The organism is Proteus terrae subsp. cibarius, assembly GCF_011045835.1.
In the GTDB taxonomy this organism is placed as follows: domain Bacteria; phylum Pseudomonadota; class Gammaproteobacteria; order Enterobacterales; family Enterobacteriaceae; genus Proteus; species Proteus cibarius.
On the sequence record NZ_CP047349.1, the window covers coordinates 1,808,246 to 1,831,847 of the forward strand.

General features: G+C 34.8%; 23 protein-coding genes. 10 read left to right on the forward strand and 13 right to left on the reverse strand.

What is annotated here, in order from left to right; translation table 11 throughout:
* Positions 1–7: 7 nt before the first annotated feature.
* From hutW to GTH25_RS08525, 4 genes are all read left to right on the forward strand, one after another.
* Entirely contained in the window at positions 8–1,354 is a 1,347-nt protein-coding gene (gene hutW, locus GTH25_RS08510; protein ID WP_373274655.1) for a heme anaerobic degradation radical SAM methyltransferase ChuW/HutW, read from the forward strand.
* Between the two features lie 42 nt (positions 1,355–1,396).
* A complete protein-coding gene (hutX, locus tag GTH25_RS08515) occupies positions 1,397–1,885 on the forward strand; it encodes a heme utilization cystosolic carrier protein HutX (RefSeq protein WP_229578339.1) in 489 nt (162 codons plus the stop codon).
* 6 nt (positions 1,886–1,891) lie between these two features.
* A complete protein-coding gene (locus tag GTH25_RS08520) occupies positions 1,892–2,518 on the forward strand; it encodes an NAD(P)H-binding protein (RefSeq protein ID WP_075672846.1) in 627 nt (208 codons plus the stop codon).
* Between the two features lie 260 nt (positions 2,519–2,778).
* A complete protein-coding gene (locus GTH25_RS08525) occupies positions 2,779–4,374 on the forward strand; it encodes an ABC-F family ATPase (protein WP_164530488.1) in 1,596 nt (531 codons plus the stop codon).
* A gap of 285 nt (positions 4,375–4,659) precedes the next feature.
* Here GTH25_RS08525 and GTH25_RS08530 read toward each other — a convergent pair whose 3' ends face one another.
* Entirely contained in the window at positions 4,660–5,277 is a 618-nt protein-coding gene (locus GTH25_RS08530) for a hypothetical protein (protein WP_164530489.1), read from the reverse strand.
* Here GTH25_RS08530 and GTH25_RS08535 point away from each other — a divergent pair.
* Positions 5,276–5,482 carry an MFS transporter gene (locus GTH25_RS08535; protein WP_164530490.1) on the forward strand — a complete coding sequence of 69 codons (207 nt, stop codon included), beginning with the start codon at positions 5,276–5,278 and terminating at the stop codon, positions 5,480–5,482. The two genes, GTH25_RS08530 and GTH25_RS08535, sit on opposite strands and share 2 nt — an antisense overlap.
* A gap of 96 nt (positions 5,483–5,578) precedes the next feature.
* Here the strand turns inward: GTH25_RS08535 and GTH25_RS08540 are convergent, their stop codons facing one another.
* Positions 5,579–6,175, reverse strand: a complete 597-nt coding sequence (locus tag GTH25_RS08540; RefSeq protein WP_099660427.1) for a TetR/AcrR family transcriptional regulator — start codon at positions 6,173–6,175, stop codon at positions 5,579–5,581.
* Between the two features lie 152 nt (positions 6,176–6,327).
* Here GTH25_RS08540 and GTH25_RS08545 point away from each other — a divergent pair, with 152 nt between their 5' ends.
* Positions 6,328–7,830, forward strand: a complete 1,503-nt coding sequence (locus tag GTH25_RS08545) for an MFS transporter (protein WP_075672850.1) — start codon at positions 6,328–6,330, stop codon at positions 7,828–7,830.
* 4 nt (positions 7,831–7,834) lie between these two features.
* Here the strand turns inward: GTH25_RS08545 and GTH25_RS08550 are convergent, their stop codons facing one another.
* Positions 7,835–8,722: a LysR family transcriptional regulator gene (locus GTH25_RS08550; RefSeq protein ID WP_099660460.1), complete on the reverse strand. Its 888-nt coding sequence runs from the start codon at positions 8,720–8,722 to the stop codon at positions 7,835–7,837.
* 78 nt (positions 8,723–8,800) lie between these two features.
* A complete protein-coding gene (gene accA, locus GTH25_RS08555) occupies positions 8,801–9,763 on the reverse strand; it encodes an acetyl-CoA carboxylase carboxyl transferase subunit alpha (protein WP_075672851.1) in 963 nt (320 codons plus the stop codon).
* Positions 9,764–10,065: 302 nt separating this feature from the next.
* Between accA and ydeE the strand changes: the two genes are divergently transcribed.
* On the forward strand, positions 10,066–11,253 hold the full coding sequence (gene ydeE / locus GTH25_RS08560) for an efflux MFS transporter YdeE (protein WP_156733409.1): 1,188 nt from the start codon (positions 10,066–10,068) through the stop codon (positions 11,251–11,253).
* 98 nt (positions 11,254–11,351) lie between these two features.
* On the opposite strand, the gene GTH25_RS08565 is transcribed toward ydeE, so the two are convergent.
* Together GTH25_RS08565 and GTH25_RS08570 are read right to left on the reverse strand one after the other, a co-directional pair.
* Positions 11,352–11,888, reverse strand: coding sequence for a metallophosphoesterase (locus GTH25_RS08565; RefSeq protein WP_156733410.1), 537 nt, complete (start codon positions 11,886–11,888; stop codon positions 11,352–11,354).
* 132 nt (positions 11,889–12,020) lie between these two features.
* Positions 12,021–12,866, reverse strand: coding sequence for a helix-turn-helix domain-containing protein (locus GTH25_RS08570; protein WP_099660425.1), 846 nt, complete (start codon positions 12,864–12,866; stop codon positions 12,021–12,023).
* 221 nt (positions 12,867–13,087) lie between these two features.
* Between GTH25_RS08570 and GTH25_RS08575 the strand changes: the two genes are divergently transcribed.
* Positions 13,088–13,645, forward strand: a complete 558-nt coding sequence (locus tag GTH25_RS08575) for a GNAT family N-acetyltransferase (RefSeq protein WP_156733411.1) — start codon at positions 13,088–13,090, stop codon at positions 13,643–13,645.
* Between the two features lie 67 nt (positions 13,646–13,712).
* Here GTH25_RS08575 and GTH25_RS08580 read toward each other — a convergent pair whose 3' ends face one another.
* The 4 genes from GTH25_RS08580 to GTH25_RS08595 all read right to left on the reverse strand — a co-directional run bounded on the left by GTH25_RS08580 (position 13,713) and on the right by GTH25_RS08595 (position 17,412).
* Positions 13,713–14,996 carry a cystathionine gamma-synthase family protein gene (locus GTH25_RS08580; protein ID WP_075672856.1) on the reverse strand — a complete coding sequence of 428 codons (1,284 nt, stop codon included), beginning with the start codon at positions 14,994–14,996 and terminating at the stop codon, positions 13,713–13,715.
* Positions 14,997–15,276: 280 nt separating this feature from the next.
* Entirely contained in the window at positions 15,277–16,077 is an 801-nt protein-coding gene (locus GTH25_RS08585; protein WP_164530491.1) for a MetQ/NlpA family lipoprotein, read from the reverse strand.
* Positions 16,078–16,295: 218 nt separating this feature from the next.
* Entirely contained in the window at positions 16,296–16,829 is a 534-nt protein-coding gene (locus tag GTH25_RS08590) for a carbapenem self-resistance protein CarG family protein (RefSeq protein WP_075672858.1), read from the reverse strand.
* A gap of 205 nt (positions 16,830–17,034) precedes the next feature.
* Positions 17,035–17,412, reverse strand: coding sequence for a lysozyme inhibitor LprI family protein (locus GTH25_RS08595; protein WP_223672418.1), 378 nt, complete (start codon positions 17,410–17,412; stop codon positions 17,035–17,037).
* Positions 17,413–17,957: 545 nt separating this feature from the next.
* Between GTH25_RS08595 and GTH25_RS08600 the strand changes: the two genes are divergently transcribed.
* Complete coding sequence (locus tag GTH25_RS08600; RefSeq protein ID WP_164530492.1) at positions 17,958–19,007, forward strand: alpha/beta hydrolase family protein; 1,050 nt, start codon at positions 17,958–17,960, stop codon at positions 19,005–19,007.
* A 104-nt stretch (positions 19,008–19,111) separates the two neighbouring features.
* On the opposite strand, the gene GTH25_RS08605 is transcribed toward GTH25_RS08600, so the two are convergent.
* Entirely contained in the window at positions 19,112–20,446 is a 1,335-nt protein-coding gene (locus GTH25_RS08605; RefSeq protein WP_159242067.1) for an aminotransferase-like domain-containing protein, read from the reverse strand.
* A gap of 172 nt (positions 20,447–20,618) precedes the next feature.
* Between GTH25_RS08605 and GTH25_RS08610 the strand changes: the two genes are divergently transcribed.
* Positions 20,619–21,494: a DMT family transporter gene (locus GTH25_RS08610; RefSeq protein WP_202983529.1), complete on the forward strand. Its 876-nt coding sequence runs from the start codon at positions 20,619–20,621 to the stop codon at positions 21,492–21,494.
* A gap of 54 nt (positions 21,495–21,548) precedes the next feature.
* Here GTH25_RS08610 and GTH25_RS08615 read toward each other — a convergent pair whose 3' ends face one another.
* Positions 21,549–21,929, reverse strand: a complete 381-nt coding sequence (locus tag GTH25_RS08615) for a VOC family protein (RefSeq protein ID WP_099660418.1) — start codon at positions 21,927–21,929, stop codon at positions 21,549–21,551.
* 25 nt (positions 21,930–21,954) lie between these two features.
* Entirely contained in the window at positions 21,955–23,055 is a 1,101-nt protein-coding gene (gene ddlA / locus GTH25_RS08620) for a D-alanine--D-alanine ligase (RefSeq protein ID WP_099660417.1), read from the reverse strand.
* Positions 23,056–23,602 lie beyond the last annotated feature (547 nt).

Below are 23,602 nucleotides of genomic sequence, written 5' to 3' on the forward strand. Positions count from 1 at the left end.
TTTAATAATGAAAGAGTTAGTCGCAACACATAGCATGCAATCTTCGACTGAAATCGATCTTACTCCCCATTTTGCACTTGAGGGTGATAGCCCTTTTCGCGATAGACATGCCACAATGCCATGGAGAGGCTCTGTACCTATTGCAAAAGAAGAGCACCAATCAACATGGCAAGCTTTATTAGAAAGCAAAACACCCGCATGTAAACGTTTGTTGTATATCCACATTCCTTTTTGTGCAACTCATTGTACGTTTTGCGGTTTTTATCAAAATAACTACCATGAAGAAGCCTGCACGCGCTATACCGACGCATTATTGCGTGAGATATCGGCTGAATCAGATAGCTTACTTTATCAGTCAGCACCAATTCATGCCGTTTACTTTGGTGGCGGAACCCCTTCTGCATTATCAGCTAAAGATCTCTATCGTGTGATCACACATTTGCGCCAATCACTTCCTTTAGCTCCAGATTGTGAAATTACGATTGAAGGTCGTGTTTTAAATTTTGATGATAATCGAATTGATGCTTGTTTAGATGCAGGTGCAAACCGTTTTTCTATTGGTATTCAAACCTTTAATAGCAAAATTCGTAAACGAATGGCAAGAACATCAACGGGTGAAGAAGCCGCTAAGTTTATGAAGGGGCTTTGTTTACGTGATAGAGCCGCTGTGGTATGCGATCTGTTATTCGGATTGCCGGGACAAAATGCGGTGAATTGGCAAGAAGATCTCACTATTGCCCACGATATTGGTTTAGATGGCGTCGATCTGTATGCATTAAATTTGCTACCCAATACACCATTAGGTAAAGCGGTTGAAAATCAGCGAGTCACTGTGCCAACGCCGATAGAACGGCGTGCGTTATATCTTCAAGGTTGTGATTTTATGGAGAATGTGGGTTGGCGCCAGATAAGTAATAGCCACTGGGCTAGAACAACCCGTGAGCGCAATCTCTATAATTTATTAATTAAACAAGGCGCGGATTGCCTTGCCTTTGGTTCTGGTGCTGGTGGTTCGGTTAATGGCTATTCATGGATGATTGAGCGTTCACTGGATAGCTATTATCAAAAAATTACAGATAACCAAAAGCCTTTAATGATGATGAGTCGTACAACTGACAGTGGTTTTCGTTGGCGTCATGAATTACAAGCTGGCATTGAGTGCGGGCGTGTTGATTTAGCCAAATTAAGTCCGCAAGCGACTCTGCTCTCCCCTTTATTAAATCAATGGTATCAAGCTGGTCTTGTCGAAGATGATTTTCTTTGTATGAAACTCACTAATGAAGGTCGGTTTTGGGCAAGTAATTTGCTGACATCCTTACAGCAATTAATTTTGCAATTAAATACACCTCGCTAATTTTATTACCCTAAATATTAATTAAAAGATGGAAATAACATCATGAATATAGAGCTACAACAATTTTTAATGACTGAGCCTGATGGAACGCTGGAAACTATAGCTACGCAATTTGACACAACCTTGTTGGAGGTTGTGAGACATTTGCCATCACGCTCATTAATGAGTGGTGAGCAATTCGATACAGTGTGGGATAACGTGATGAAATGGGGTAATGTCACCACGCTTGTGCATACTCAAGATGTTATTTTAGAATTTAGTGGCGAATTACCGAGTGGTTTTCATCGTCATGGCTATTTTAACTTACGTGGTAAAAAAGGAATGACAGGCCATATTAAAGCCGAAAATTGCCAATATATTGCAATGATCGAGCGTAAATTCATGGGTATGGATACTGCCTCTATTTTATTTTTCAATCAAGAAGGCGTTGCAATGTTTAAAATCTTCCTCGGTAGAGATGAACATCGTGAATTATTGCCAGAGCAATTATCAGCCTTCCGTCAATTAGCACAACAATTAAATAAGGAATAATTGCGCGTGAAAACATGGGTTATTTTTGGCGCTGGCGGTAAAGGTGTTGGCGCACATATTGCAGATATTGGTGTTACACAACAACGCCCTGTTGTGGCTCTAGTTCGTTCCGAAGAAGCGGCTAATCGTTTAAAAGAAAAAGGGATAAAAACCATTATCGGGGATGCGATTGATGCTAAAGCAGTTGAAGCGGTTTTAACATTAGCAGGAAAAGAAGCAGATATTATTTCCACAATGGGGGGGGAAAATGATTATCTAGCTCATCGAACCGTCATTGATATTGCGGAAAAAATGGATTTTCAACGTATGCTAATGGTTTCATCTTTAGGATGTGGTGACAGTTGGGCTGCCTTATCTGACAGAGCAAAAGCAGCGTTTGGCCAAGCCGTAAGAGAAAAATCATTGGCTGAAGTGTGGTTACAAACCAGCCATTTTGATTATGCAATAGTAAGACCGGGGGGATTACTTAATGGTGAAGAAACGGGCAAAGCTCAGCTTTATCAATATGAAGAGACTCATGGTTTAGTGAATCGCCGAGATGTTGCGCGTTTAGTGACTCAGCTTCTTGAAGCCGACCTTCTAGGTGATCAAATTTATGCAGTAGTTGAACCGGGTTTAGCACCTTCCAAATAGTCATCAAGTGGTGACCAAGTCGTTGCGTACGCGGTGAATATATTACGTTTCAAGTTAAGCTCACCATTAAGAGATAACGTATTTGCGTTATCTCTTTTTCTTACTTTTATTATGGGCAATAACTCACAATATGATGAGTTTTGTTCTTACAGCCAAAATTCCTTAACAGACATTCGTCACTTTACTGTCTTAATAGGGGTAACTTGTGGCATAATGCCGCCCCATTACCTTTTGTCATTCACTAATAATGAGTATTCGTCTTGTTAATCAGCAATAATATCACTATGCAGTTTGGCTCAAAGCCACTGTTTGAAAACATTTCTGTCAAATTCGGTGGCGGAAATCGCTATGGTTTAATTGGTGCCAACGGTAGCGGTAAATCAACCTTTATGAAAATTTTAGGTGGCGATCTAGTGCCAAGTAGTGGCAACGTATTCCTCGATCCTAATGAACGTCTTGGTAAACTAAAACAAGACCAGTTCGCTTATGAAGAGTTTACTGTGCTTGATACCGTGATTATGGGTCACACTGAACTTTGGGAAGTGAAGCAAGAGCGTGAACGCATTTATAGCTTACCTGAAATGAGCGAAGAAGATGGTTTACGTGTTGCCGATCTTGAAGTGAAATTTGGTGAAATGGACGGTTACACCGTTGAATCTCGTGCGGGTGAATTATTACTAAACGTAGGTATTCCATTAGAACAACATAATGGCCCTATGAGTGAAGTGGCTCCGGGTTGGAAATTACGTGTGTTACTTGCACAAGCCCTGTTTGCTGATCCAGATATTTTGTTACTGGATGAACCGACGAACAACTTGGATATTGATACTATTCGTTGGCTTGAGCAAACGCTAAATGAACGTAACAGTACCATGATCATTATTTCCCATGACCGTCACTTCCTAAATATGGTATGTACGCACATGGCTGACTTAGATTATGGTGCGCTTGCTGTTCATCCGGGTAACTATGATGAATATATGTTTGCTGCAACCCAAGCGCGTGAACGTTTATTAGCAGATAATGCGAAGAAAAAAGCACAGATTAGTGAATTACAATCTTTTGTAAGTCGCTTTAGTGCTAATGCATCTAAATCACGCCAAGCAACCTCTCGCGCTAAGCAAATTGAGAAAATTCAATTAGCTGAAGTTAAAGCCTCTAGCCGCCAAAACCCATTCATTCGCTTCGAACAAGAGAAAAAATTATTCCGTAATGCGCTTGAAGTGGAAAATATCTCTAAAGGCTATGATGATACCCCGCTGTTTAAAGACGTCAATATGATGCTTGAAGTGGGTGAAAAAGTTGCCATTTTAGGTAACAACGGCGTGGGTAAATCGACAATGATCAAAACATTAGTCGGTGAATTAGCAGCAGATACTGGTCGTTTAAAATGGTCTGAAAACTCAAACATTGGCTATTATGCACAAGATCATGCAATTGATTTTGAAGTCAATATGACGGTGTTTGATTGGATGAGCTTATGGATGAAACCAGAAGACGACGAGCAATCTGTACGTAGCGTATTAGGACGTTTACTGTTCTCTCAAGATGATTTGAAAAAATCAGTTCAAGTTTTATCAGGTGGTGAAAAAGGCAGAATGTTATTTGGTAAGCTGATGATGCAAAAACCAAATATTCTGATTATGGATGAACCAACTAACCACTTAGATATGGAGTCTATCGAATCACTGAATATGGCATTAGAGCTTTATCAAGGCACTTTGATTTTTGTTTCTCATGACCGTGAATTCGTAAGTTCATTAGCAAACCGTATTATTGAAATTACACCTGAAAAAGTGACTAATTTCCAAGGAACTTACGATGAGTTCCTTGCGAAGAAAGGTGTCACACTTTAATTTCATAACCAAATTAAAATAATAAATAGTAAAAAGGCTCGATATTATTTATCGAGCCTTTTTACTGAATTTTCTACATATATACCCTATATTTTTGATCTAACTCTGAGTTTTTAATTATTCATATTTTCACCATTTTGAATAAGTTCATAGATAATTTTATGTTTAAAGATGATGAGTGTTTTATTTTGATCCTAAAATAAAGAGATACCATCATTTCTATAGTTTTTTTCTATTTCCTCACACAATAAAACTCTATTGTTAGCATTCTTACTCGTTGCAATTTTAGCTATGGAGGATATTAACGCCTTCTTTTTTATCCGGATTGAAAGTAGATAAATTATCTATTAAACTTGGCATTCTATTTTGAACTACTAAATTAATATCTCCTAATTTATTATTAATAAATTTTTTCACTTCATCTAAATAGTAATCTTTTGGTTTTAGATTATCTAAATCTTCTAATATTAAATTAAATATACAGTTATTATAGTCTATGTTGTGACTAAATTGATTACCAAATAATTTTAGTTTAATATTCTCAAAAATATCAATAACTAAATCAATATTAACCTTATTCATTAACGATATTTCTAATAGCCAAATTTGTGTATCTTTATCTAATTCAGATATCTTATGATAGATATCACTATTGAGATAATGTTCCGTTGATATTTTTTTCTTACCAGATTCATCAACTAAATAGAATTCTATTTTATTATTTTTTACTATAAAATCCAATGGATTATGAGGGGTGTTGGCGTTATTTTTTAACCAATTTCTAAATATTCTAAATTTAGGTTTTTTATTTTGGGTATCATCTCCAATAATGGCGATCGCAGTGATGCTAATTTGGGGATTAATGTATGGTGGCGTTTCAGTTGCACTGATGACATGGATCATGACAGCAGTTCCTAAAGGAATTGAATTAGGAAGTTCTGCTTATATTGCAATTTTTAATTTAGCTATTGCATTAGGTGCTTATTTAGGTGGCTTAAGCGTTGATAATTATGGATTAAACTCAGCATTATTTATTGCTGTATTGTTTATTTTATTCGCTTTACTATGTGTTTTTTCATCAAGATATGCGAAGTGTTCAGCTAAATAACAAACTCAAGTTTGTCATAAATAAAAAGGGTAATAGTTATTACCCTTTTCTCTTTTAGATACACAATAATGTGACGTTGTCACGATAAGCTTTGGTCTATTTTAGTAACTGAGTAAACTGCTGATATAGCATATTTCCTAATGTTTTTGCGGTATATTCATCGCTATGGCCTAAATTATCAACGGCGGCATGCATACCATGATAAATCAATGTACTAGTTAATCCCGGTTGTGTAACGTGCCAGGTTTTATTTTTCGTGCCCGAAATTAACAGTGATTGAATTTGTTGTAATGCTCTATTTTCATGAATATTGCTACTTTGATGAAAAACTTGATGAAAAAGCATATCGTGTAATTCTTGTTTCTCAACATAAGCAATAACGCTAATTTCACACCATTGTTTTAATTTTTCACGATGCTCTTGTTGTGAGCAGGTATTCATTGCATTATCTATTTTATTTAAATACCAATCCATATAACGTGTTCTGAGCGCATCAAGAACGTCTGTTTTAGCAGAAAAATAGTGATAATACGTCCCTTTTGCTACCCCTGCTTTTTTTACGATATCGCTAACGGTTGTGGCATCAAAACCTTTATCAAGAAATAACTCTTCTGCTGCATTCATTAACTCTTCTAAACGAACCTCTGCGGGTTTTGTTCTCGGTTTATCTGTTGTTTGTTCTTTTAATGACATTGTTTATCTCCCTCAAAGTCGCGAGTAAAGAGTACTCTATATTAAAGCGGCTCACAATAATGATAAATAAAACTCATTACCAATAATAATTGACCGACGGTCGGTCGGGTATTATTATACCAGTATTATTCATCATTAAGGCAATAAAGCTTATGACTTATTTAAAACGACTGTCACTTATCTGTGCCATTTGTTTAGGCACTTTTATGGCGACTCTTGATATTAGTATCGTCAATGTGGCTCTACCGACTATTCAAAATGATATTCATGCTGATATGGCAACCTTACAGTGGATTGTTGATGCTTATGCGCTTTGTCTATCAGCCTGTATTTTGTCATCTGGTCCTTTAAGTGATCGCTTTGGACGAAAAAAAGTGTGGCTATGGGGCGTAATTATTTTCACTTTAGGTTCAGTAATTTGTGCGATTGCGCAGCAACATGAAATATTAATTCTTGGACGTATTATTCAAGGTATTGCCGCCGCTGCACTTATTCCAGGCGCATTGTCTTTAATTACTCATGCTTTTCCTATTGATATTGAACGCGTTCGTATCATCGGAATTTGGTCTTCCGTTAGTGCGTTATCACTTATCATTGGCCCTATTTTAGGTGGGGTTTTAGTTCATGCGAGTGGTTGGGCGAGTATATTTCTTATCAATATTCCTATTGGCATTATTACCGTATTGTTAGGTTGGTATGGATTAAGTGAGAGTGCTGATCCTGAAAATGTTGCTTTAGATCCCTTCGGTCAATTAACCAGTATGTTGGGATTAGGATTGCTGACTTATGGCTTAATTGAAGCTGGATCTGTGGGATGGACACATTATAGAACGTTATCAACGCTGATTGCAGGTGTTATATTTCTTACCCTTTTCTTAATAATAGAAAAACGTGTTGAGCGTCCATTATTACCACTGGTTTTATTTAAAGATCGCACATTCTTTCAATATAATCTTTCTTCTTTTACCTTAGGTTTTGCCACATATAGTAATGTATTCTTTATCGCTTTCTTTTTACAAAAGGCACAAGGCTGGAGTGCATTAGAAACTGGTTGGAGAATGGCACCGGAGTTTATTGCAATGGCACTATTTTCTATGTCTTTTGGACGACTCTCTTCTTATTTCTCAGTCAGAAAATTGATGATTTGTGGTTTCTTATTTATCGCCATTTCTTCTTGTTTATTAGCGACATTAGCAACTAATAGCCACTATGGAATAACAGGAAGCTATCTCTTTGTATTAGGTGCCGGAATGGGATTATCAACGCCAGCAATAGGTGCTTTAGTGATGAAAAGTGTGCCAGCATCTCGTTCTGGTATGGCGTCAGCAACCATGAATGCACTAAGACAAACCGGTATGACGATGGGAATTGCTTTATTAGGTACATTGATGGTGCAACAAGCAATCCATTATATGGTTATTCAAAGCCAGGTATTGGGAATATCTGTAAACTATATCGATATTGTTAGTTTAGTGACTGAAAATACAACAAATAATTTAGACAAAGGATTTGTCACTTTGCTACCAGAGGCATTTAATTCGGGATTTGCTTATGCGATTGTAACCGCAGGGATCTCGTGTTTTGTGACACTATTTATTGTGCTCTTTCCTGTTAAAGTAAAACATAATGCACTTACTCAACAAATCACAAATTAATAAGTTATAAACGTTGAGAGAGAAACTCAAGAAAAGACTCAATATTACGTGAAAGAGAGCTACGAGTTGCATATATTGCCACTAAATTAATTGTTGCGGGTTGTTGAGGAAACTCAATAGCCCGTATTTTCCCCGCTTCAATCATATCAAGACAGCAATGTTCGGCTAAAATAGCAAATCCCAACCCTTTTAATACTGCTGATTTTGCTAATATGGCACTGTTTACTCGGTAATTGCTGTTAATGGTTATTTTTATCGGTTTTTTATCTTCATCCATAAATATCCAAGGTTGCCCTTCTAGTGCGCTTAAACTAGAAATACAAGGAAATTTGCTTAATTGTTCTATATGTGTGGGTATTCCTGTTTTTTCTAATAATTCATTAGATGCCACAACAATACTGCGCCATGATTTAATTAAGCGAGAGTGATAGCTACTATCCGCTAAATTTCCACGATGAAAAGTTAATAGCAAATCAATATCATCATCGATGATATTTCTTGGCATTAATTGGGTATCACATTGAATAAGTAAATTAGGATGAAGTACAGCAAAGTCAGCCAAAATATCACCAAGTAACTCACTACCATATTCGCTAGGAATAGTTAAACGAAAAGTGCCCGTTAATGGCCCATCACTTGTGATATTGCTTACAACATTATCCAACTCGGTTAAGGTTTTCTTTCCTTGTTGATAGAGTATTTTACCTTGTTCCGTAAGGCGCATCTTTCGAGTTGTTCTATCAATAAGTTTACAATTGAGTTGCTGTTCAAGCTGTTTAATTGCACGACTGATATTTGAGGTAGGCATAGATAATAGCCGAGCAGCGGCTGCAAATTGCCCTTGCTCTGCTACAGCAGAAAAAATACGTAATAAATTAAGATCGATTTGCATAAATAATTCACTGCCTACGGTAATTCTATTACTCAATATAGGCAGTGTATCATTCATTCTCTTTTCTCTCGTTAATAATTAACAGTAACCATGAGACATGAGTTTTTGATAGCGTTTATCTAAAAGTTCTTCGGTTGAGTAACTTTTTAATAATGCTAAATCAGTTAATAACTGTTGTTTAAGAAATTCTGCAGCTTGTTGGTGATCACGATGGGCTCCACCTAAGGGTTCGGGAATAATGGCATCGATAATGCCTAATGCTTGTAATTTAGGAGCAGTCATTCCCATCGTTTCTGCTGCAATTGGTGCTTTATCAGAACTTTTCCATAAAATAGAAGCACATCCTTCTGGTGAAATTGCCGCATAAGTGCTGTATTGCAACATATTAACTTTATCACCAACACCAATGGCTAACGCACCGCCAGAGAATCCCTCACCCGTAATAGTACAAATAATCGGTGTTTTTAATCGTGACATTTCAAGAATGTTACGAGCAATCGCTTCTGCTTGTCCGCGCTCTTCAGCGCCGACACCAGGATAAGCGCCTGTAGAATCAATAAAAATAATGACAGGTAGATGAAAGCGTTCTGCCATTTTCATTAAACGTAATGCTTTTCTGTAACCTTCTGGCGATGGCATACCAAAATTGCGAAGAATTTTTTCTTTTGTATCACGGCCTTTTTGTTGCCCTATCACCATGACTGGCATTTTGTCTAAACGCGCTAAACCCGCAACAATCGCTTTATCATCGGCATAAGCTCTATCACCCGCCAACTCCTGAAAGTCAGTAAAAATCGCTTTAAGATAGTCAAGAGTATATGGGCGCATGGGGTGACGAGCGAGTTGTACAATTTCCCAAGCACCTAAATCAGTAAAAATAGATTTTGTTAGCGAAAGGCTTTTCTGCCTTAAACGTGCAATTTCTTCATCTAAATTAATACCTGTTGGTTCATCTTGAGATTGCTTAAAGGTGAGCAATGCATCTATTTTTTCGTCTAATTCCACAATAGGTTTTTCAAATTCAAGATGAATAAAAGACATAACGACCTCAGATTTAGTGCAGTAAATAAAACAGTAATTAGGTCAGTTTAGAAAAAATAATAATGTGGTGATAGAGAGGAATTTGATAAATACTATTATCAAAAATGGGATAATTAAATATTACTACAAGGTCAGCAAGAAAAAATACAAGATCAAAAAGAGCTTTTTTGCTGACTTAAAGCTATACAGCAATTAGTAAGTCATGTATTAATATACAGTGCGAATTTGTTCTTTTTTCACCCGTAGAAAACGCATAAATTATAAAACACTCCATAAAATACAAATAATTAGAAAAAAATAATATGTTCTCAAAAAAAACACGATCAACAACTGCATTACTATTTTCATCACTTCTTCTCACAATAGGAAGAGGTGCAACATTACCGTTTATGGCGATCTATTTATCGCGGGAGTATCAATTACCTGTCGATGATATTGGTATTGCGATGTCTATTGCATTAACAACAGGTATCTTTTTCAGCCTTGGCTTTGGAATGCTTGCTGATAAATTTGAAAAAAAACGTTATATGCTACTATCTATTATAACGTTTATCTTTGGCTTTGCCGCAATACCGATGGTTCATAGCACTGTTTTAGTGGTTATTTTTTTCTCGGTGATTAACTGCTCTTATTTAGTATTTTCAACTGTGTTAAAGGCCTATTTTTCTGAAACTTTATCGGTTTCAGCGAAACCTAAAATATTCTCTCTAAACTATACCTTTATTAATATGGGGTGGACGGTGGGTCCTCCGATTGGCACCTTATTATTAATGTATGGAACTCAATTGCCCTTCTGGCTTGCAGCTATTTCTGCTAGTGTTCCACTTTTTATGATCCAGTTATTTGTTCAGCGTTCTAAAGCAATAAATGCGGGTGAAGAAAATAGTGTGAAGTGGGACCCGAAAATAATGCTAAAAGACAGAGCATTAAGTTGGTTTGTACTCTCGACTTTTTTCGGTACATTAACGTTTGGCTCTTTTGCGTCATGTATTTCGCAATATATTTTAGTGGCTTACGATGCAAAGTTGGCAGAGTCTGTTATTGCGGTTGTATTACCTGTAAACGCTGCCATTGTCGTCTCTCTACAATATATTGTCGGTAAACATGTGACAGCTGAAAGGCTACGTAAATTAATGACGCTTGGTACTCTATTTTTTATGGTGGGCTTACTTGGTTTTATGTTTGCAGGCAACAATTTAATCTTTTGGGCATTAGCTATCGCTGTATTTACCTTGGGTGAATTAATTTATGCACCTGGTGAGTATATGATGATTGATAACATTGCCCCATTAGGAATGAAAGCAAGTTATTTTTCGGCTCAGTCATTAGGTTGGTTGGGTGCTGCACTTAATCCATTAGCTAGTGGTTTTATTTTGACTTCATTCCCTCCTGTCTCTTTATTTGCGATTTTAATGGTGATTTGTGGTCTTGCTTGGTTTTGTATGATCCAAGGAATGAATGTAAGTCAAAAAAGAGCCATTGCACTGTAGTTTGGATGGTTAATTAGCATAAATAAAAAAGACATCCCAATGGATGTCTTTTTATATGGAATTCTTTTGCGAGTAAACCACGACTGCTAATAATAAGGTTATTTAGATGTTCTTTTTAGTATGGTTTCAATGCTAATGGGGAAAAAGTCATTTACGTCGACACCGACATTCATTGCGCTTTTTCCTAAAACATCTAAACGTTTACGTTGAGAGGGATCTTTTTGTGAATTATGGACATGACCATATAAATGAATAGAATCACGGAAAAACCCCGCCCATTCCAATATAGGATAATGAAACATTACAATTTTTCTTTTTTTATAATCCAACTCAAAATAATCTTTTACCCATTCAAATGCTGATGCATCAAATTCCGGATCGTCTAGAAATTTGTCGTGATTTCCGCGGATAAGGTACTTTTTACCTTTTAATCGACGCAAGATTTGATTGGCATCTCGCCCTGTTCCTCGATAAAGAAAATCACCTAAAATGTAGATTTCGTCATTATCAGAGACGTAAGCATTCCAATTATGAATTAGAGTATCATTCATATGACTAACACTATTGAATGGGCGATCACAAAGATTGAGGATGTTTGAATGGCAAAAATGTGTATCAGAAGTAAAATAAATCATAGTAATTTCTTAATAAGTAATAGAATTCTCAACCTTAAGAAAATATTTTCCCTCGGTCTGTATAGTGATATTTTTTCAAAATAATTTCCTCCTTTAGTTAAAAATTAAACGATAAGCACAATATTATCTGTCTTATTGTCGTTGATGTTGTTTACGGTAACCAGATAGAGAATTACCTGTTTCTCTTTTAAAGTATCGGCATAAATAAGAGGGATCATCAAAATGAAGTTTTATTGATAACTCATTTACCGAAAGCGAAGTGTGCATTAATAATGCTTTTATTTCAAGAGTAACTTGACGGTTAATCAAGGTCTTAGGTGCATCATTAAAAAATTGCTTTGTTATTTGTGATAAATAAAAGGGTGTAATATTAAGCTTATTTGCATAAAAAGCCACCTCTCTATGCTCTAAACAATGCTTTCCAATCAATTCCCAAAACTGCCAGCAAAGTTTTTCTTTACGACTAAATTCTTTTTTAGCGATAGAAAAATGAGCAGGTATTGATTCAGTAATAGCAAAAAAGAGATTTTGTAAGTGATTTTTTAACATCAATTTTCTGTGTTCAGAATAACGGTTATCTATATATTTTAGTTGTTGAGTCCATCTATTTAAGGCTTCATATTGCTCTTTTTGTGGGTGGCAAACAGGATTTTCATGAAGAAAAGAAAATAAAGTATTAGAAAGAGAATAAGCAATTTCTGAGGCAAAAGATTTATCGAGAAAACAATAGAATAAGCGAAAGTTTGCCGACTTTTGACTCAAAATTGTCATCATATCATCGCCTAATATAAGAATATCATTCGCTTTGATTGCTTGCTTTTGAAAACCTATATTGATTATTGCCCTGCCTTCTAAACAAATCATAACCACAATATAAGATAGTGGTAGAGGGTAATCGATTTCATTCGCCATATCACTTTCGCCTATTATGACATGTTGTGATGATGCATTAAGTTGTGGCAACACTTGACTCAACATAAATCAATTACCTTCTTTTAATTTTATCTAGCCCATTTGCTGTTTTTATATTTGACGATATTAAACTTAATAACAAGTATTTCCTTTTATTTAGTTGTAAAAAGTACCGATTTTGCCTCTTTTATGACATTCGGTTCTTTATTTCTTTTCTTTAGAATACACACATCTTAAAGACGTAAGATAAATTGCAAAGTATTTAAAAAATAAGAGAAGTCATTGAAATGAAAACATTAAAAACAGAAAGACTTGTATTGCGCCCTTGGAAACTTTCTGATGCGTCAAGTTTGTATCAAAATGCAAAAGATGAGCGTGTTGGTCCAATTGCAGGTTGGCCAGTACATAAAAGTGTTGAAGAAAGTGCCGAAATTATTCGAGCTATATTTATGCGCGACGAAGTTTATGCCGTTACGTTAATTAATGATGACCAAGCTATCGGCTTGGTCGGATTATCTTTCGCAAATGAGAGTAATTTCCCAATTGGAGATAATGATGCTGAAGTCTCTTATTGGATTGGAGTACCATTTTGGGGTAAAGGTTTAATACCTGAAGCTGTAAAAGAAATTAGTCGACATAGTTTTGAAACATTGGAGTTGGATAATTTATGGTGTGGTTATTTCGCTGATAATGAGAAGTCGCAAAAAGTACAAGAGAAATGCGGATTTAAATTTCATCACGTTATTGAAGAGCAATATGCAGAATTTTTAGATGAAGTGAAAATTGAAAATATTTGTCGCTTAACTAAAGATGAATGGATTGAGATCCAAAAACAGATCGATTAAAACAAAAACACCAGACTGTGAAATCTACATTATCTGGTGTTTTTTTAATATTAACACGGCTATTTAATTAAGCACTTACTAATGCTTGGGATAAATCAGCAATTAAGTCTTGTGGATTTTCTATACCAATCGATAAACGAATTGTAGTGTCTTGAATACCAATGCTATGGCGTAATGTCATTGGTACCCCCGAATGCGTTGTTGACCCCGGATGACAAGCTAGAGATTCTGTTCCCCCCAGACTTACTGCAAGTTTAAAAATTTTCATTGCATTAAGAAAACGGAAAGCTTCACTTTCTCCGCCCACAATATCAAAAGAGAACGTTGATCCTGCACCAGTGCATTGTTTGGCAAAAACCTGAGCTTCAACAGAATTTTTATCTGCAAAAGGTAAATAATGAATTGCTTTTACTTTTTCATGGCCACGCAGAAATTCTGCAACTAATAACGCATTCTGATTGGCTTTTTCCATTCTAATTTGTAACGTTTCTAAAGAACGGCCTAGCATCCAGCAAGAATGTGGATCAAGTTGTGTTCCTATTGCACCTCTTAGTAATCTGATTTGATTAATCAGTTCACGAGAGCCCATAGCCGCACCGGCAACTAAATCCGAATGACCCCCAACATATTTAGTTAAAGAGTAAACTGAAATATCAGCGCCTTGTTCTATTGGATGTTGATATACAGGGCCTAGTAATGTGTTATCACAAACGATGATAGGACGATAACCTTGCGTTTTTTCTAATTGGTCAGCAACATTTTTTAATGCTTCAATATCTACTAAGGAATTAGTTGGGTTTGCAGGAGTTTCTGCAAAAATAACGGAGACACGCCCTTTTTGACGGGCTACATTAGCTTGTTCTTGAATAAGTGAGAAGTTTATTCCATCAGTAAATGGTGTGGCTTGAATACCAAACTTAGCAAGTGTTTTAGCAATTAAGGTCTCAGTTCCGCCATAAAGTGGCTGTGAGTGTAAAATAACATCACCGGGTTGCGTTAATGCCATTAATGTTGTGGTAATTGCGGACATTCCTGATGAAAATAATACACAAGATTGCGTATTTTCATAAACAGCTAATCTGTCTTCAACAATCTCACTATTAGGTTGATTAAAGCGAGAATAAACTAAACCTGCTTTTTCGCCTTCAGGTAAAGGTTTTCTACCACTTACGGTATCAAAAAAAGCTTTACCCTCTTCAGCACTTTTAAAAATAAAGGTAGATGTTAAAAATACAGGTGGTTTAACTGAGCCTTCAGAGAGTAATGGATCATAGCCATAGCTCATCATTAGTGTTTCTGGGGATAATTTATGTTCGCCGATATATTGTTTTTTCAGTTGAGAGTCAGTCATTTTTTTATTTCTTATGTTTAATGAAGGATCTTTATCATACTGAAAAAAATTCATGTTGTTAGAATGTTTTATATAGAATAAAAACCACTAGTTATATAAAAATAACGAGCTCTAACATAAAGATAACTTTAAATAAAAAGTTCTATCCATTCATTAGTGTTTAATCAAGGTGATTTAATTAAATAAAAGTTGATTATTCTAGTTAAAAAGAAGGGAAAAAGCAGGAAAACTTAAAGATAAAAAGAATGAACACCTCTTTTTACCTTTAAGTTAAAGGATGTTACCAAGCTCTTACAGCATCACCTTTATACATTTCTTTGAATTTTAGCTCGATTTGTCTTGAATGCAGAACTGAAACCAGTTTTTTTATATTTTCATCATTTTTATTATCTTCACGCGTAACAATAACATTAGCATAAGGTGAGTTTTTATTTTCTAAGATCAATCCATCACGAGTCGCAATTAGCCCCACTTGGGATGAAAAGTTATTGTTGATTATAACCATTGTGACATTTGGATCATTTAATGCTTCGGTAAGTTTAGGTGAGTCAACTTCAACAAAAGTAATATCTTTTGGGTTATAGATAATATCGTCTACTGTTGGTGTGAAACCAACACTATCGTTAAGAGTAATGAGATGATTTTCTGCTAGTAATAAAAGTGCACGCCCTTTCATACTAACTTCATTTGAAATTGCAACAACATCACCGGGCTTTAATTCATTTATATCGCTAATTTTTTTAGAGTATGCGGCTAAAGGAAAGATATATGTTTTACTGGCAATATGAAATTGGTAGCCATGCTCTTTCATTTGAGCTTGAAGATAAGGAATGGATTGAAACGCATTTGCATCAACTTCTTTATCGTTCAATGCCTTATTAGGTTGAACATAATCATTGAAAGCAACAATCTCAACATCTAATCCTTCAGTTAATTTCGCTAAACGAATAACTTCATCCCAAATCACTTGATCAGGCCCTGTATTAATTGCCACTTTTATTCTATGCGTATCTTCTTGTGAGCAAGATACAGTAAATAGTGATATTGAGGCTAGAAGTAAACCTGTAATAATTTCCTTCATATCTCCCTCTTAAACAGATCTTGATAAAACAGCGCCATAAAAATCATTTTGATTAAGAAATATCCTAACAATAGATTAATAACAAGGAACAAGAAATGATACAAGTGCCCAATGCATATAAAGAAAGGAATATTGTTTATATTTTTGCAATGCATTGTTTTATAAAACAAAAAAGAAAAACATCATAATGTGATGTGTTTCTTTTTTTAATTGTAGATTTATTCATTAATAATTTTGTTTATACAATTATCAGAATACGCATCTTCTACGCTAAGATAGGATAATTCAGTTACACAATAGCTATTAAATTGCCATTTAAACTGAATTTCATCACCTTTCTTATTTTCTAAAATAGAATAGCTAGAGAAACGGATTGGAGTGGTTTTTTGTAAGTTGTTTCCTACCTTTTCCGCACTTAACAAAACAACATGATCTTTTTTCTCAATGAACTTGAAATCAGAGATAGTGATATCTGTGCCTTTAATCTTATTGTTGTAAAGGCTCAAAGCATTAGCATATATGGACGGAACAATATAAACTTTTTGATCGCTTCCTTTGATATAAACAGTTGCCATATCGACAGATGTTGAATCATTTAATAGTCGTTTAGACTTAACAACAACATCAGGAACACCATCACCATTAAAATCGATAAGATTTACTCCATATTCAAGTTTAATATCTGCTGATGTTGAAGAAAATGGTAGCGATAAAAAAAGTAATCCTAGCCCAAGTTTTAATATCTTATTCATTGTATTCACTTCTTTTTTTGCTTATTACTTGTGCATCAGACTACTTTGTGGCAGTGATTAGTCAAGGCATTTTATGTTTCAAAATAATACAAAATTTACAATTGCATCATTTATAAATTATTTTCATACTAAACACTATACTTATTTGACTATTATAAAAAGAATATACCTTAATATTTATATTTTTTAGATTTAATTTTTCTCTTTAATATAGAGCAATGTAATTTTTAAGATCGCTAATTCTTTCTTTTGTTTTATCTTTTAAACAACTGCTATATACCATTGGAGCTAAACTACCACCTTGATAATAGTCTGCTTCGTATTGACAAGAGAGGTCTCTAAAATTAATCCAAACCAACTGGGCTTGTTTAAGTTGATCCTTTCGTTCAACTTCTAATTTTGCATAATATTGTTGATAAATATGGTTAAGTTCTTCATCTTTTTGCTGAAAATCTTGATATACGCATTGGTTAATTTCAGTCTGAGTCGCCGCATTCCGACAATCGAAATTATCTGCTTGTAAATGTATAGACCAAAATAGTATGCCGCCAGATATTGCACCGAATAGGATAAGTTTTTTCATCATACCGTCCATTTTTTGATTAAAAGTATCGCTAAAAGTATTTACTTCATTCTCTTACTACTTAATTTAAAAGATAAAAACAAAGTAAGTTCTTTATCAGCATAGCAATATTTCTTATATGACAATTACGTGAAGATAACGCAAAATCTATCTATTTTTGATAATCCAGTTTAGATTTAAATATTTAACCTTTAGTAATTATACTGATATTTTGTTTAGATTAAATATTTAGTTAATACAAATTTTAAAAAATGATAACTAAATATATTTTTTCTTTAACAATAAATGTCATTTACAAAATAATTAAGTAAAATAGTAGTCATATTCTATTATTTTTTGTACTGAGACATTTTTATTAAAAATATCCAATTAATTTTACTTTAAATAGAAGCTCCTCTTACCAGTTTCTATTTAAGGAGATTTTAATAAAATCACTTCAATTAGTTAGACTAATTAGTCTAATTGATAGGTATTATATAAATGTGGTCATAAATGGCTTATTTATATTACTCAAGGGTCTATACCCATCGTGGATTTTTCAAGCTATGAAAAAATGTTTCAAATCAATTTGGTTTTATTCAGGGCTTATCACTCTTATTTTTGTGATTATCATTAGTGGTGGTCAGTATTCTGATTTTGAATTGGATGATCATGCATCAGTGATAACTCCAATTAGTTTTGCTTCTAAAAAAGATACTTTATCTGGAACATTAATTTTACCGAATCAGAACAACATAAAAGCAGTTGCTATTTTTGTTCATGGCGATGGCGCTCAAGATCGCTTTTCTAATAGTGGATATTTACCATTAATTAATAATTTGCTGGATGCAGGTATTGGTGTATATACATGGGATAAAGCTGGTGTGGGCGAAAGCCAAGGAAATTGGTTGCTTCAATCTATGCAAGATAGAGCAGATGAAGCACAAATAGCTTTACAGCTTATTCAAAAGAAATTTACCCATACTGATATTAAAGTAGGTTATTTAGGATTTTCACAGGCTGGATGGGTTATCCCTATTGCAGCGACACAATCTAAACCTGATTTTTCCGTTATTATTGGTGGTGCTGTAAACTGGCGAGCTCAAGGTGCTTACTATCACCAAGTGCGTTTAAAAGCCGGCGATGTTGATGATAAGGAAATTACTCGAAGAGTCTCAGAGCAACTGCAACAAAATGATCGTATATTTGGCATTAATGGCAGCCATGATATTTCAGCTCAGGGAGATATGTCTGATGATCGCTTTTATTTTGTTATCCAAAACTATTTAAGTGATTCATCTAAAGACTTACCTCATATGAATGGACGGGTACTGGCTCTGTTTGGTGAGTTAGATCTTAATGTAGATGCATCAAAAAATGCATGTTTATATAAAAATCTATTAGGAAACCATGTAGATAAAACCGTTGCCCTATTCCCTAATGCCTCTCATGGCTTATTAAAAGCACCATTCTTTAATTATCAATTAGATAACCAATGGCCTTGGTGGAAACAGATGCTTTTTATTTATCAAGGACGAGATAGCTACTTCTCTGATGCTTTAAATTACTTAACAGCGTGGATCACTGAAGATGCAACAATACCTTCTGATTATTGATTTTAAATGTGAAAGTGGCAATACAAGTTTAAGATAAAATGTAGATAACGCCTAAATGAGAACCACTCTTTAGGCGTTAAAGTGTAAGGATTTTAATAATTTATTTATAAATCAACTTGATACTCAATAATCTCTCGAATTTTCTTTAATGTATCACATAATAAATTAATATTAATTGAAGCTAATGCAATGCGAATTGCATGAGGAATATTGGATGTTGTGGCATAAGGCTCAGCAGTGGCAACCGATATTTGTAATTGATGTAATGAAGCAACAATTTTATCGGCTCTAACTTCTTCAGGTAAGGGGAACCATAAAAAATAGGAAGTTGGATGATGAATATAAGTAAGTCCTTCAAATATTTCACTCACTATTTTTTGTCGCTGCTGTGCATCTTTACGTAATAAATGTTCTAGTTTATCAACTACCCCCTCTTTCACCCATTGGCATACAATGGAAGTCATTAGAGCAGGTGTGTTCCATGTCGTCACTCTCATTGATCTCTCTAACGATGAAATAGTGTTTGTAGGAGCAACAATAAAACCAACTCTTAATCCAGAAGCTATATTCTTAGAAAATCCTGAAATATAAAATGTGATATCTGGTGCCAAGGTAACAATTGCTGGCGGTGCTTTTTTAACTAAAAATGCATAAGTCGCGTCTTCAATTATCATGAAATGGTATTTTCTCGCCAAAATAATTAATTGTTGTCGCTGTTTTAATGTTAATACCCATCCCATTGGGTTATGTAGTGTAGGAATACAATAAAGTGCACGTATTGCCCTTTTTTTACATAGTTCTTCCAGCTTATCTAAATCTGTACCTAATGGTGTTATGGGAATGGGTAATATTTCCAAGTGATGAGCGAGTGCTGCTAATTTAAATCCGGGATAACTTAATGCATCTACCGCAACAACATCTCCCGGTTTTAAAGCACTTAATAATGTAATCGCAATGCCTTGTTGTGCACCGTTAGTAATAATAATATTTTCAGGTTCAACCGTGATTTCTTTATTTTTAAGATATTGAGAAATCACGATTTTATCGTGTAATTTCCCACTATGTGGTTGATAGCGAAGCAATGATTCAATTTCACCTGATGTTGCTAATCTTTTTAGTTCAGTACGTAATAGTTCAGCTTGAATAGGCAATGAGGGATAATTGAAATTAAGATCCAACATATCTGCTGCTGTAGGATTTTCTATTCCATGATTTATTGGAAGCGACAATTCTCGTACAAAAGTTCCTCTTCCTGTTTCACCAATGATCAAGCCCATACTTTCTAACTCAGCGTATACACGACTTGCCGTTGCAAGAGACATTTTATGTTCTGCAGCCAAATGGCGATGTGTTGGTAAACGTGTACCTGGTAATAGTTTTCCTATACGTATTTCGTTCGCCAATTTATCAACTAAAGATTTATAACGGGGCTGAACCATAGAAATTGTATCCATGACAATTATTTGATTGTCATAATTGTGTTCCATAAGATGGAGTTCAGCAAGTTACATCGTAGATACAAGTTTTATATAAATAGATTTTTATATATCTGTTGCTATTACAAAAACTGTAATTAATTGTTTTTTTATCATAATAAAAATGGAAAATCGTATGCAGCAAATTAATCAAAAAGAGCAGACAAATGGCTGGGTAAATGGATTTATAGGTATGTTGATTTTTAGTGGATCTTTACCTGCAACAAAAGCGGCTGTATTAGGCTTTGAACCTTTATTTTTAACCGCAGCGAGAGCAACGATTGCAGGATTATTATCTTTAGCAATGCTACTGTTATATAAAGAAAAATTACCTACGTTTAAACAGTGGATTTCATTAGCGGTTGTCTCATTAGGTGTTGTCGTTGGTTTTCCATTATTAACGGCTATCGCACTACAAGAAATAACTTCAGCACACTCCCTTGTTTTTTTAGCTTTATTACCGTTATTCACGGCAATTTTTGCAGTAATACGTGGTGGTGAAAAGCCTCGCCCTATTTTCTGGCTTTTTTCTATTATTGGTAGTTTATTGGTGATGGGATATGCCATTTCTCAAAATGGAGCATCATCAATCAGTGCTGATTTATTAATGATAGCATCAGTGATTGTTTGTGGTTTAGGTTATGCTGAAGGTGCGACTTTAACGAAAGCATTAGGTGGTTGGCAGGTTATATGTTGGGCATTAATTGTATCTTTACCTCCAATGCTTATTTTTAGCTTTATTCTTATGCCTGAAAAGCTTGCTACAATTAGTATATCAGCATGGGTGGGCTTAGGTTATGTTTCGCTTTTTAGTATGTTGATTGGTTTTATATTTTGGTACAAAGGATTATCACAAGGTGGGATCGCAGCAGTAGGACAACTTCAATTATTACAACCCTTCTTTGGATTAGGTTTAGCTGCCGTATTACTTCATGAATCAGTCAATTTATTGATGTTGTTAGTAACTATTGGCGTTATTTTTTGTGTTGCTGGTTCAAAAAAATATGCCTAATTAAAATTAAACACTTAAAACAAGCTAAATAACCATATTTAGCGTGTTTTACTCTTAAGTTAAATTGGCAACTTCGAGCAAGTTATTATCAGGGTCACGTAAATAAACCGACATAATAGCGCCAGTTGCACCCGTTCTAGGAACTGGCCCCTCTTCTATTTTTACACCTTGTTGATTTAAATGTTCAATAATCTCTGATAACGGTGTTTGTGTTAGAAAACACAAATCAGCCGAACCTGCAGTTGGTTTTGCCGCTTTGGGAAGAAACTCTTTTCCCACTTGGTGAAGATTTATTTTTTGAGAGCCAAAAGTGAGAGCTTTGCGCCCTTCTTTAAACGTAATAACGTTAAAGCCTAGTACGCGGTGATAAAAATCACAGGTTATCTGAATATCAGCAACAGTTAATACCAGATGGTCAAGGTGTGTAATTTTCATCAGGCTCTCACTTTTTATATATTAATTAAAGCTCACACTTTGTTTTTAGAACTGCCGTTTTTCTATGGTGATCTAGTGCTAACTCAATTAATTTAGTAATTAATGATTGATAACCTAAACCTGCACTTTGCCATAATTTTGGATACATACTGATATTAGTAAAACCAGGTAGTGTATTTATTTCATTAATCACAACACGATTATCTTGTGTTAAGAACACATCAACACGAGCCATACCTAAGCAATTAAGAACACGGTATGCTTTTAAAGCAACTTGGCGAATATGCAAACTCGTATTTTCATCCATTACTGCTGGAACAACGACTTTAGCACCATCGTCATCAATATATTTCGTGTTATAAGCATAGAAAGCATCGTTTAATACGATTTCACCACAAGGACTAACTTCAGGAGCTTCGTTACCTAAAACGGCACACTCTATTTCACGACCTACAATTGCACTTTCAACAATCACTTTAAGGTCGTATTCAAAAGCCATTTTTAAAGCCGCGTTGAACTCTTCCTCATTATTAACTTTGCTAATTCCTACAGAAGAACCTAGGTTTGCTGGTTTTATAAATAAAGGAAGTCCTAATTGACGAACCATTTCATTGTAAGGAATGTCATTAATTTGATGTGCCATAATAGTGATAAATGGCGCAACAGCTAATCCTGCCCCATCAAGTAGGCGTTTAGTAATATCTTTATCCATACAAGCTGCTGAACTCATGATATTTGGCCCTACATAAGGCATATCAATCATATGTAATAAGCCTTGGAGTGTACCATCTTCACCATACGCACCATGAACAATTGGGAATACAACATCGATTTGAGGTAATGTTTGACCATCTTCAAGTGAAATAAATTGGCCTTTTACACTACCAGGAATAATAGCAACTGCTCTTAAAGGTTTGCTTAATGAAATGGTTTTAGGATTATCGCTATTTAGTAAATAGTCAGTTTCTGAATATTCATGCCACTGGCCTTGCTCATTAATACCGATTAAGCAAAGGTCGAATTTCGTTCGATCTAATTCATTAATAATATTTTTTGCTGACTGTAATGAAACTTGATGTTCTGTGGATTTACCACCAAAAATAATAGCGACTCTTAATTTACTCATTTTCTAACCTTTTATAGGACAGCTATAGCGAATAGGTAGCAATATATCATGATAAAAACCCCCAATGTAGGTAGATAGTTCTTATCTGCGAAAAATTACGATAAAATGATGAAATTCTATGATTTAGAGTGTTAAAACGTCACTATTTCAAGATATAACAGCTCAATAACGATAACAATTCTATTGGTATAAGGTAGAAAAAGACCTTAGCCTTAAGCCTGAAAGGATGTATTACTGGTGGTGTTGCTTTCTATTTAATCGGTTGGCAAAGCACTAATATTGTTGGTATTGCTATTGCAACTGGAGTGTTATTGACAGCAATTAAACTACGAAAGCATTTACCTGTTTCGGCACAATAGAGCAATCTTATAGATTTATGACCAATATATGTGTTCTTTATTTATTCATAATTATCTTAAGCCCGCTTAAATTGCGGGCTTTCACACAAAATGACACCTTTTGTTTTTCTTACAGGATTGCATATCGGAATTATATCTTGATAGAATTTCATTACCGATTAACTTTTAAACTTAGAGAAGGAGGCTAA